The organism is Methylobacterium sp. 142-1Y (assembly GCF_057747795.1).
Window position 1 is genome coordinate 1781501 of the sequence record NZ_CM173224.1, and the last position, 11515, is coordinate 1793015.

Annotated in this window: 9 protein-coding genes and 2 tRNA genes; 7 read left to right on the forward strand and 4 right to left on the reverse strand. The window is 71.8% G+C overall.

Annotated features, from left to right (window positions below; translation table 11 throughout):
• The first annotated feature begins 201 nt into the window (after positions 1-201).
• From flgK to AC3AOF_RS08205, 3 genes are all read left to right on the forward strand, one after another.
• Positions 202-2070: a flagellar hook-associated protein FlgK gene (flgK, locus tag AC3AOF_RS08195; protein WP_488348189.1), complete on the forward strand. Its 1869-nt coding sequence runs from the start codon at positions 202-204 to the stop codon at positions 2068-2070.
• Between the two features lie 14 nt (positions 2071-2084).
• Positions 2085-3881: a flagellin family protein gene (locus AC3AOF_RS08200; RefSeq protein WP_488348190.1), complete on the forward strand. Its 1797-nt coding sequence runs from the start codon at positions 2085-2087 to the stop codon at positions 3879-3881.
• 177 nt (positions 3882-4058) lie between these two features.
• Positions 4059-4134: transfer RNA gene (locus AC3AOF_RS08205), tRNA-Ile, on the forward strand.
• A 147-nt stretch (positions 4135-4281) separates the two neighbouring features.
• Here the strand turns inward: AC3AOF_RS08205 and otnK are convergent.
• From otnK to ltnD, 3 genes are all read right to left on the reverse strand, one after another.
• Positions 4282-5550, reverse strand: a complete 1269-nt coding sequence (otnK, locus tag AC3AOF_RS08210) for a 3-oxo-tetronate kinase (RefSeq protein WP_488348191.1) — start codon at positions 5548-5550, stop codon at positions 4282-4284.
• A complete protein-coding gene (otnI, locus tag AC3AOF_RS08215) occupies positions 5547-6332 on the reverse strand; it encodes a 2-oxo-tetronate isomerase (RefSeq protein WP_488348192.1) in 786 nt (261 codons plus the stop codon). The genes otnK and otnI overlap by 4 nt, the downstream gene beginning before the upstream one ends.
• 268 nt (positions 6333-6600) lie before the next feature.
• On the reverse strand, positions 6601-7512 hold the full coding sequence (gene ltnD / locus AC3AOF_RS08220) for an L-threonate dehydrogenase (protein WP_488348193.1): 912 nt from the start codon (positions 7510-7512) through the stop codon (positions 6601-6603).
• 193 nt (positions 7513-7705) lie between these two features.
• On the opposite strand from ltnD, the gene AC3AOF_RS08225 reads away from it, so the two are divergent.
• The 3 genes from AC3AOF_RS08225 to AC3AOF_RS08235 all read left to right on the forward strand — a co-directional run bounded on the left by AC3AOF_RS08225 (position 7706) and on the right by AC3AOF_RS08235 (position 10168).
• Complete coding sequence (locus AC3AOF_RS08225) at positions 7706-8749, forward strand: LacI family DNA-binding transcriptional regulator (protein ID WP_236991184.1); 1044 nt, start codon at positions 7706-7708, stop codon at positions 8747-8749.
• Positions 8746-9426 (forward strand): 3-oxo-tetronate 4-phosphate decarboxylase, encoded by a 681-nt coding sequence (gene otnC, locus AC3AOF_RS08230; RefSeq protein WP_236991183.1) that lies wholly within the window; start codon positions 8746-8748, stop codon positions 9424-9426. The genes AC3AOF_RS08225 and otnC overlap by 4 nt, the downstream gene beginning before the upstream one ends.
• A gap of 277 nt (positions 9427-9703) precedes the next feature.
• Positions 9704-10168 (forward strand): hypothetical protein, encoded by a 465-nt coding sequence (locus AC3AOF_RS08235; RefSeq protein ID WP_488348194.1) that lies wholly within the window; start codon positions 9704-9706, stop codon positions 10166-10168.
• 30 nt (positions 10169-10198) lie between these two features.
• Here AC3AOF_RS08235 and AC3AOF_RS08240 read toward each other — a convergent pair.
• Positions 10199-10274 (reverse strand) — tRNA-Glu (locus AC3AOF_RS08240).
• Between the two features lie 116 nt (positions 10275-10390).
• Here AC3AOF_RS08240 and AC3AOF_RS08245 point away from each other — a divergent pair.
• Positions 10391-11380 carry an RluA family pseudouridine synthase gene (locus AC3AOF_RS08245; RefSeq protein ID WP_488348195.1) on the forward strand — a complete coding sequence of 330 codons (990 nt, stop codon included), beginning with the start codon at positions 10391-10393 and terminating at the stop codon, positions 11378-11380.
• The last annotated feature ends 135 nt before the right edge of the window (positions 11381-11515 follow it).

Genomic DNA, 11515 nt, shown 5'->3' on the forward strand with positions numbered 1-11515 from the left:
CAGACGGATTGCGTGTCGGCATGCCGATGCGGAGCCGCATCGCGGCGGAGCCTTGCGGGTCCGTCGCCCCCCGGACCCGGTCGGCTGCAAAAGGCGGCCCGATCGTTTCCGGCCCAACCCGCGAGATGCCGGCACGTGACGCGGCCCCAAAAGGGGCGCGGCGGTGCGGCCCGGCTCTCTCCCTCACCCGGGGTCCGACCGATGTCCCTCAACGCCCTCAACACCTCGACCGCCGGCCTGCAGGTGACGCAGGCGGCGATCGGCCTCGTGTCGCAGAACGTCGCCAATGCCGGCACCGCCGGCTACGTCAAGCGCACCCTGACCTCCGTCTCGACGCTCGGCAATTCCGGCGTCGCCACGGGGACGATCAGCCGGACCCTCGACGCGGTGTCGCTCAAGCAGCTGCGCCTCGAGACCGCGGGGGCGGCCTATACCGGGCTGTCGGCCAAGGTGCAGGGCCAGCTCGACGCGCTCTACGGCACCCCGGGCAGCGGCAGCGCCCTCGACGGGGTGATGAACACCTTCACGCAATCGCTCCAGGCGCTGACGACCGATCCGACCTCCGCCGCCTCGCGGGCGACCGCTTTGAGCGCCGCCCGGACCGTCGCCACCACGATCTCGGGCATCGCGCGTGGCGTGCAGGACCTGCGCAGCGGCCTCGAATCGCAGCTCGGCAGCGATGTCGCCTCGGCGAGCACGCTTCTCACGCAGATCGCGGATCTGAACGGCAAGATCGCCGGTGCGCCGAAGAGCGATGCCGGCACCGCCGATCTCCTCGACCGGCGCGACCAGGCGATCAACACCCTGTCGCAATATCTCGACGTGCAGGTGAGCGACCAGCCCGACGGCTCGGTCACCCTGCTCACCGCCTCCGGCGCGACCCTGGTCGATCACGGGGCGGCGGCGAGCCTCGCCTTCGACGGCCGTGGTTCCCTGAGTCCCGAGGCACAATATTCGGCCGACCTGGCCGCCCGCGGCGTCGGCACCGTGACGGCGACGACGCCGGCCGGCGCTAGAATCGACCTCGTCGCTACGGGTGCGATCCGCTCCGGCTCGATCGCCGCCGCGGTGAGCTTGCGCGACGACACCCTGGTCCAGGCCCAGCGCCAGCTCGACGACCTCGCCTCCGGCCTGTCGCGGGCCCTGAGCGACCGCCCGGCGACTGGAACCGCGGCGTCCGCCAACGGGCTGACCGGCTTCGACATCGACCTCACCGGGCTCCAGGCCGGCAACGCCGTGACGCTCGGCGTGCGCAACGCGGCGGGAGTGGGGCGCAACCTGATCCTGATGCCGACGAACGGCGCGGCGCCCGACCCGATCGACCCCAAGCTCACCGACGACCCGACCGCGCTCGTGGTACCAGTCGACATCTCGGGCGGGGATTCGACGATCGCGCAGCAGATCGGCGCGGTGCTCGGCACCGGATTCACCGTGTCGGCGACACCCGGTGGCGCTGCCGGCTCGGTACGGATCCTGTCGGACCCGGCGGCCCTCGCGCTCACCGGCGCCAGCGCCTCCGTCACCGTGCCGACCAACGCCTCCGACACCAAGACCGGCAGCGGCCAGCTCGCCCTGTTCGTCGATGGCGGGACCGGTGGCGTGTTCACCGGCTCGTTCGAGGGCGGCTCGCACCTGACGGGCTACGCCCAGCGCCTCGCCGTCAACCCGGCGGTCGCGGCCGATTCGTCGACCCTGGTCGATTACGCCGGCACCACCGCCTCGGGCGACACGGCGCGGCCGCAAACCCTCACCGATGCGCTGACCAACCGCACGCTGACCTTCTCGGCGGCAAGCGGCATCGGCGGCGTCAGCGCCCCGCGCTTCACCACCGTCACCGGCTTCACCCAGTCGGTCGTCGATGCGCGAGGCGCGGCCAGCGCCGAGGCGCAGCAGCTCGACGAAGGCCAGCAGATCGCCCTGTCCTCGGCCCAGAGCCGCTTCGGCAAGGAATCCGGCGTCAGCGTGGACGAGGAGATGTCCCGGCTGATCCAGCTCCAGACCGCCTACAGCGCCAATGCCCGGGTGCTGACGGCGGCCCGCGACATGCTCGACACCCTGCTCCGTATCTAACAGGACCGCCCGCGATGACGATCGCCCCCTTCGCGGCCGGCACCGCCGCCGCCGACCTCAACACCCAGCGCCTCGTCGCCATGAAGGCGTCGCTCGGCACGATCTCGAACCAGATCGGCAGCGGCCGCACGGCCGACACCTATGGCGGCCTCGGCAGCGGGCGCACCCAGAGCCTCGCGGCGCATGCCCAGATCAGCGCGCTCGACAGCTACATCGCGGCGGCGGGCACCGGCGCGACCCGGGTCTCGCTCGCCTCGGCGAGCGTGCAGCAGATCGCGACCCTGGGCTCGAATACCTGGAGCAGCCTCGTCAGCGCCCGGACCGGCACCGGCACCACCGCCCGCTCGACGATGCAGCAGATCGCGGCGGGCCAGCTCGGCGGCACCCTCGACGCCCTCAACCAGAGCACCGGCGGCCAGTACATCATGGGCGGTCGGGTCACCGACCGGGCCCCGGTGGAGAGCGCCGCCCGGATCCTCGACGGCGACCCCGCCGCCGGCCTCGACGGCGTGCGCACCCTCATCACCGAGCGCCAGGCCGCCGATCTGGGCACCGGTTCGCCGAAGACCGGGCGGCTCGACCTCTCGGGCTCGGGCGCGAGCGTGAGCCTGTCGGAGAGCCAATCCCTCGGCGTGCGGACGAATTTCGGCTTCACCATCGCCGGCGCCGTCAGCTCGAATCCGGCCGGCCTCTCGGTCGCGTTCCAGCCGGGGGCGCCCGCGAGCGCCACCCTGTCCTTCGCCAGCCAGCCGAAGGACGGCGACATCGTGCGGGTGAGCGTCCGCAACACGGACGGCAGCGAGGCCTTCGTCGACCTCACCGCCCGGACGGCGGGTGGAGGCGGGGAGGGTACCTTCGCGATCGGCGCCGACGCGGCGGCGAGCGCGCAGAACCTCACCGCGGCGCTCGCGGGCAGGACCGTCACCGGCGTGCAGAGCGCGAGCCCGCCCGGCGCGACGGCGACCCTGTCGGGCGGCAATCCGGCCTCTGCGACCGTGACGGTGGGAGCCGGGCTCCAGGCCGGCGACAGCGTGCAGATCACGGTGGGTCTTCGCGACGGCACCAGCAAGACGCTGAGCCTGAAGGCCGCGGCCGACAACAAGGCCGCCGGCACCTTCGCGATCGGCGCGAGCCCGGCCGACACCGCCGCCAACCTCCAGGCGGCGCTGGCGACGGCGCTCGACACCACCGCCGGGACCGACCTCGCGGCGAGTTCCGCGACGCGGGCGGCGAGCGACTTCTTCGCCGGCTCGTCCTCCCCGGGCCTGAGCCCGCGCCGGGTCGCGCTGGACGCGGCCGGCAACGCCACGGCCTACGTCGCCGATCCGAGCGGGCGCACCCTGATCTGGTACAAGGGCGACGACACCTCCGCCGACCCGCGCGGGACCGCGACCGTGCCGGTTTCCCGCGACCAGTCCGTGGCGATCGGCGTCCAGGCCAACGAGGCGCCGTTCCGCGCGACGCTGAGCGGGCTCGCCGTCCTCGCCACCACGTCCTTCGACGACACCGACGCCGACGGCCGCCGCTTCGACGCCTATTCGGGCCGGCTCCAGACCCTGTTCAAGCCCGGCGACGGACAGCCCTCGGTCGAGGGCATCGGCTCGGAGCTGAGCCTCGCCTCGGCCCAGATCGCCACCCAGAAGAGCCAGAACACCGCCACCAAGGCGGTGCTGCAGAAGACGGTCGACGGCGTCGAATCGGTCACGACCGAGGAGGCGGCGGCCAAGCTCCTCACCCTGCAGACGCAGTTGCAGGCGAGCTACCAGGCGACCTCGATGCTCTCGAAGCTGACGCTGACGAGCTACCTGTAAGGGAGGCGCCACGGACGCGGCCGCGGACCGGTGCTGCCGCATCGTCCGTCAAGGAAGGCTTGGGGGCAACGATGGTTTCCCGGTGCGGGGCACGGCCACCGCGCCGAGGGGCTTGCCGACGCCGCCCCCGCCGGATACCTACGAATCCGGTCTCCCGTCACTGGCGGACGGGAGCCGGGGCCTGTAGCTCAATGGTTAGAGCCGACCGCTCATAACGGTCTGGTTGTAGGTTCGAGTCCTACCGGGCCCACCAACGCCATCACTCACTCAAGCGCCGGAAGAACGGTCTGGCTGCGGGTTCGCTGGACCTCGGCGACGTGATCGTGCCGATCGCCCGACGACATTCCGGGGAAGCCGGACGCGATCCGGCGGTGCGGCCCCGGAATGCGTGATCGGTCCCTTACGGCATCAGCCGGAGCGCGTCGGCGAAGAAGTCCGGCCCGCCGAAATTGCCCGACTTGAGCGCGAGCCACATGTCCCGGTCGGTGGTGCGCAGGACCGGCACGCCGGCGGCGATCTCGGGACCGACGCGGAAGGCCGGCAGCCCGAGGCGGTCGACCACGGCGCCGGAGGTCTCGCCGCCCGCCACCACCAGGCGGCGAACCCCCTGGGCCACCAGCCCTTCGGCGATCCGCGCCATCGCGGCCTCGATGGCATGGCCGGCGGCGTCGCGGCCGTAGCGGGCCTGGACCGCGGCCACGTCCTCCGGGCCGGCGCTGCTGGCGATCAGCACCGGACCGTCGCCGATCCGTTCCATCGCCCAGGCCAGGGCAGCGCCGGCTTCGTCCTCGCCGGCGAGCAGCCGCGCCGGATCGAGGCGGCGTACCGGCATCGCGGCCTCGGCCCGGGCGATCTGCCCGAGGGTGGCCTGCGAGCAGCTGCCGGCAAGGCAGGCCGCCGGGCCGCCGATCGGGCCGCCGAGGTCGGTGTCCGCGGCCGCGGGAGCGACCCGGCCCGCCGCCACGAGCGCGCGGGCGAGGCCGAGGCCGAGGCCCGAGGCGCCGGTCGAGATCGTGCGGGTCAGCGCCCCGGCGCCCAGCACCGCGAGATCGCGGTCGAGCACCGCATCGGCGATGGCCGCGCCCTTGCCCTCGCGGGCCAGCGCATCGAGGCGCGCGCCCACGGCCTGCGCTCCCTGCGCCACCGTGGCGAGGTCGATCAGCCCGACCCCCGCCCGGCTCTGGCGCGCCAGCACCCGCACGAGGTTCGAATCCCGCATCGGGTTGAGGGGATGGTCCTTGAGCGGGCTTTCGGCGAGCGGCACGGCGCCGACGAAGAGGTGACCGAGATAGACCGTGCGCGCCGTCTCCGGGAAGGCCGGGGTGACCAGCGCGATCGCCTCGCCGGCATCCGCACGCAGCGCATCGGTGACCGGACCGATATTGCCGGCATCGGTCGAATCGAAGGTCGAGCAGACCTTGAACATCAGGTGGCCGGCGCCCCTTGCGTTCAGCCACGCGGCGGCCTCGCGCGAGCGCGCCACCGCCTCGTCGGCGGGGATCGACCGGCTCTTGAGCGAGACCACCACGGCATCGACCTCGGGCAGCGCGAGATCCTCCGCCGGCACCCCGATGGTCTGGACCGTGCGCAGGCCCGCCTTGGTCAGGGTGTTGGCGAGGTCGGAGGCGCCGGTATAGTCGTCGGCGATGCAGCCCAGCGCCAGGGTCATGATGCGCGTGCTCCCTTGTACGGCGCGAACCAGCTCAAGCCCTCGCGCGTGCCGGCCCGCGGGTTGTACTCGCAGCCGATGAAACCGTCATAGCCGAGCCGGTCGAGCTCGGCGAACAGGGCGGCGTCGTTGATCTCGCCGCTGCCGGGCTCGTGCCGCTCCGGCACGCTCGCGGTCTGGACGTGGCCGATCATCGGCATCAGCTCCCGCAGCCGCGTCGTCACGTCGCCGTGCAGGATCTGGCAGTGGTAGAGGTCGAATTGCAGCTTCAGGTTCGGCAGGCCCAAGTCGCGGATCAGGTCGGCGGCGTAATCGAAATCGTTGAGGAAGTAGCCCGGCATGTTGCGGGCGTTGATCGGCTCGAGGACGAGGTCGAGGCCTTCCGCCTCCAGGCGCTCCGCCGTCCAGATGACGGCCCGGCGGTAGGAGGCTTGCGCCTCGGGGTCGGTCCGGTCGGCCATGCCGGCCATCAGATGCAGGCGCTTCACCCTCGTCGCGCGGGCGTAACTCAGCGCCGTCTCGACGCCGCTCTTCAGCTCCTCGAACCGCTCAGGCAGCGCCGCGAGACCGCGCTCACCGGCCGCCCAGTCACCCGGGGGCAGGTTGAACAGAGCCTGGGTCAGGCCGTGCGCCCGCAACCGCTCGCCGATCGCCTCGGGCGGGTGGTCGTAGGGAAACAGGAACTCGACCGCCTCGAACCCGGCCGCCGCGGCTTCGGAGAACCGGTCGAGGAAGGGGACTTCGGTGAACATCAGGGTCAGGTTCGCGGCAAAGCGCGGCATGAAGGTCCTCCCTTGAGCGGGCTGGGGGCGTCGGTGCCTCGGCCCGAGTTGCGGCACGTCGATCGGTCGCGCCCGGTTGCTTGACCCTCCGTGTCATCCCGGAGCCGCGAAGCGGATCCCGGGACCCAGAACCGCCGGACGTGCAGGATGAGGCGGAACGCCAGCAGGCTCGTCCTGAAACATTGGCGTTTCCGGATTCCGGGCTCCGCTGCCGCGGCCCCGGAATGACCAGGAGGGTGTCGGTTCGGTCGATCGAAATCGGCTCGCGTCAGCCCGCCCCACCGGGCAACGCCGTTCCGGTCACCTGGGCGTAGATCCGCGCCACCGAGGCGTCGTCGTCGCGGCCCATGCCGGCGCCGGCGGCCATCAGGAACATCTGGAGGGCGGCCGCCGCCACCGGGACCGGGAATTTCTGGGCCCGCGCCATGTCCTGCACGATGCCCAAGTCCTTGACGAAGATGTCGACGGCGCTGCGCGGCGCGTAATCGCCGTCGAGCACGTGCGGCATCCGGTTCTCGAACATCCAGGAATTGCCGGCCGACGCCGTGATGACCTCGTAGACGCGCCTGAGGTCGAGGCCCTGACGGGCGGCAAACGCCATCGCCTCGCTCGCCGCGGCGATGTGCACGCCGGCCAAGAGCTGGTTGATCATCTTGAAGGCCGCGCCCTGACCGGCGGCGTCGCCGAGCGCATAGAGCTTGGCCGCCATGGCGTCGAGGGCGGGCCTGGCCCGCGCGAAGGCGGCCTGGCTGCCCGAAGCCAGGATCGTCAGCTCGCCTTGCGCGGCGCGCTGGGCGCCGCCGCTGATCGGCGCGTCGAGATAGTGGCGGCCGGTGGCCTCGAGCTTCGCCGCGAGGCGGCGGGCGATCTCCGGGTCCATGGTGGCGCAGGAAACGAACACCGCGCCCTCCGGCATCGCCGCGGCGACGCCGTCCGGCCCGAACAGCACCGCCTCGGTCTGGGCCGCGTTGACGACGACGCAAACCACGATTCCCGCCTCGGCCGCGGCCTCCGCCGGGCTCGTCGCGCCGCGGCCGCCCTCGGCGACGAAGCGCGCCACGTTGTCGGGCATCACGTCGCTGCCGGCGACGTCGAGGCCGGCCCGGCGCAGGGCCTGCGCCATGCCGTAGCCCATCGAGCCGAGGCCGATCACCGCGACGCGGGCGGGTGTGTCGCTCATGCGTATCCTCCCTGCGGGCCGTGACCGGCCCGAACCTCGCGCGATCTGCTGCCGCGCCGTCGTCCCCGCCCTAGCATCGAATTGGCAGCGCTGCCAATCGGGATCATGGATCCATTGAGCCGGCCGGGGAACCATGACATCGTGGCGCTCCCGAGCGTCCGTGACAAGGTGCCGGGTGGGGATGGGAGGGCGGATGGACGAGGGGGGCAACGAGGCCTTCGCGGCCGGGGACGAGGATCTGCACGACGGTGCCCGGCGCCCGATCACGCTCGCGGACGTCGCCCGCGAGGCGCGGGTCGGCGAGAGCACGGTGTCGCGCGTTCTGCGCAGCCACGGCTCGTTCTCGGAGAAGACCCGGGCCCGGGTCGAGGAGGCGGTGGCGCGCCTCGGCTACGTGCCGAACCGCATCGCCGGCACGCTGGCTTCCACCGGCTCGCGGCTGATCGGCATCGTCATCCCGTCGCTCACCAACATCGTCTTCCCCGACCTTCTGCGCGGCGCGACCGCGGCCCTCGACCAGGAGGGCTTCCAGTCGGTCATCGCCGTCACCGATTACGACCAGGACCGGGAGGAGGCGGTGGTCGGCTCGCTGCTCAGCTGGCGCCCGGCCGGGCTGATCGTCACCGGGCTCGAGCACAATCCGGGCACGCGGCGCCGCCTCGTCGCCAGCGGCGTGCGGGTGGCCGAGCTCCTCGACATCGACGGGCCGGGGCTCGACATCGTGGTCGGCTATTCCAACCGCGCCGCTGGCGCGGCGAGCGCCCGCCATCTCGCCGGCCGCGGCTACCGCCGCATCGGCTATATCGGCCACGACCTCACCAAGGACAGGCGCGCCGCCAAGCGCTACGCGGGGTTCCGCGAGGGCCTTACGGAGGTCGGGCTGGTGCTCGCCGGCGAGGAGCGGGTGGCAAGCCCATCCTCGGTCGAGGCCGGGCGGCACGGGCTGGAAGCCCTGCTCGCCCGGGTGCCGGACCTCGACGCGGCGTATTTCTCGAACGACGACATGGCGCTCGGCGGCTATTTCCACTGCCTCGCCCGCGGCCTCGCGGTGCCGGAGCGGCTGGCCCTGTTCGGCTATAACGGCCTCGATGTCGGCCGGTTGATGCCGCAGCCGCTCGCCACCATCCGCACTCCGCGGGTCGAGGCCGGCGCCACGGCGGCGCGGCTCCTCTGCGCGGGGGGGCCGTCGACGGTGGTGGATCTCGGCTTCGAGCTGATCGAGGGAGCGACGGCGTGACGGATGTATCGAGTGCGAGCGAATCGGCCTTGCGCGAGGCGATCTGCCGCTTCGGCCGCTCGCTGTTCGAGCGCGGCCTGACGCCGGGCTCGTCGGGCAACATCTCGCTGCGGCTCGACGACGGCGGCTGGCTGGTGACGCCGACCAATGCCTCGCTGGGCTTCCTCGACCCGGCCCGGATCTCCCGTCTCGATCGTGACGGGCGGCTCCTGTCGGGCGACACACCGACCAAGGAGATCCCGCTCCACGGCGCCCTCTACGACAGCCGGGCCTCGGCGCGGGCGATCGTGCATCTGCACTCCACCCACGCCGTCGCGGTCTCGATGCTGCCGGAGATCGACCCCCGTGCCGTGCTGCCGCCGCTCACCCCCTACAGCCTGATGCGGGCCGGCGCGGTGGCGCTCGTGCCGTATTTCCGTCCCGGCGACCCGGCGGTGGCGGATGCGATCCGGGGGCTCGCCGGGCAGTATTCCTCGGTGCTGCTCGCCAATCACGGTCCGGTGGTGGCCGGCGACAATCTGGAAGCCGCGGTCTTCGCCACCGAGGAACTGGAGGAGACCGCCAAGCTCTACCTGCTCCTGCGCAACCTCAACCCGCGCCACCTGACCCCGGCGCAGGTGCAGGACCTGGTGAGCCATTTCGGGCTGACGCTGCCGGAGCACGGGCACGGGCATTGACGTCTTGTCGAGCTGACTGACGCAATCCAAAGCCTCCGCGTCATCCCGGGGCCGCGTAGCGGAACCCGGGATCGATAAACGCCGACGGTACAGGACGCGGCGGAACGCCTATCGCTCTTTATGGTCACCTCGGCGGTTATGGATCCCGGGTTCTCGTCTTCGACGAGCCCTGGGATGACATGGTGAGATGTCCGCGTGTGCGCAGATCGATTGGCGCAGTTGCTCAAACAGGCTGCGAGCTTCCGAATCTATCCGAGGCGACGGAGTCGCAACAGGCATGGACGACGATCGCGCGTGGTACCCCACCGACAAGGCGCTCTTCGCGACCCTCCCGGGTGGACAGGCGGTGATCGACTGGTTCGGGTTCTGCCCGAGCTTTCACGACGCCACGCTGGACGGCGTCGCCATCGCCGCCGGCAACGCATCGCTCACGCTCAGGGCGTTCCGGATGACGGACCAGACCGAAGAGGGGGGCTATTTCATCCTCGACCGGCACGCGCAGGTGGTGATCCATCTGCGTCGCGTCACCGGTCTGAGGCTGACGGGCGACGCGGGGTCCATCATCTCGGAGCTGACGATCCGGCGCCTGCCCGTCACTCCGAGCCGATCCGAATGGCTAACCTGTAACGGTCCCGTTCAGGGCGACATCGAGGTCGCCTTCGGCACCTCGATCGGCCTTTACGGATCATGCTACGCGAAGGAAGCAGAGTTCGAGCTTCTGCCGGCCAATCAATCAGCGTAGCGCCAGATATCTCGAAGAAATCTCCGGCCCTGGCGCTCCCAAGGGGACTCGAACCCCTGTTTTCGCCGTGAGAGGGCGACGTCCTAGACCGCTAGACGATGGGAGCTTGCCGGGCGGGATGGCGGCTGTATAGCCACGGGCCTGGACGGGCACAAGCCCGAAATCGTATTCCGGCTCGGTTTTCGCACGAGGCGAAAGAGACGGGACGGCAGGAGAGACGGTTTGAGCGAGGCGGAGCTGCGGGAGGGCGTGATCCCGTCGGGCGAGGGGAGCGAGCGGCTGGACCGGGCGCTGGCGCGGCTGTGGCCGGATCTGTCGCGCAGCCGCCTGCAGGCGCTGATCCGCGAAGGCCAGGTGACCCTGGAGGACGCGCCCATCGGCGATCCCTCCGCCAAGGTCGCGCCCGGCCGGCGCGTCGCCGTGACGGTGCCGCCGCCGCGCCCGGCCGAGCCGGAGCCGGAGGCCCGCGACCTCGCGGTGGTCTACGAGGACGACGACCTGATCGTGATCGACAAGCCGGCGGGGCTCGTGGTGCATCCGGGGGCGGGCAACGACAGCGGCACGCTCGTCAACGCGCTGCTGGCCCATTGCGGGGCGAGCCTGTCGGGCATCGGCGGGGTCGCGCGGCCCGGCATCGTGCATCGCCTCGACAAGGACACGACCGGCCTGATGGTGGTGGCCAAGACCGACCTCGCCCACCAGGACCTCTCGGCGCAATTCGCCGATCACGGCCGCACCGGGCCTCTCGAGCGGGCCTATCTGGCGCTGGTCTGGGGCTACCCCGACCCCGCCTCCGGCACGATCGATGCGGCGCTCGCCCGCTCGGAGCGCAATCGCGAGAAGATCGCGGTGGTGCGCGAGGGACGCGGCCGCCACGCGATCACCCATTACCGCATCGAAGCCATGCTCGGGATGCAGGAGCCGGTCGGCCTGGTGCGCTGCCGGCTCGAGACCGGGCGCACCCACCAGATCCGCGTGCATCTCGCGCATCGCGGCCACCCCCTGCTCGGGGACACGGTCTACGGCGCGGCCTTTCGCACCAAGGCGAACCGCCTCGACCCCGAGGCGCGCCAGGCCCTCGACGCCCTCGGCCGGCAGGCCCTGCACGCCGCGCTCCTCGGCTTTCGCCATCCCCGCACCGGAGAGTCGCTGCGGTTCGAGAGCCAGCCACCGCCCGACATGGCCCGGCTGATCGCAGCGCTGACGCCCTAAACGGGCCCCGCGCCGGGATGACGGCGCCCACCCCGCACGTCTCATTGACGAGGGGGCCGAGGTCGGCTCACTCTAGGGCAGTGCGGCACCGCACGCGGCGAACCGCCACGGCAGCACAAAACGTCCCTTCACGCG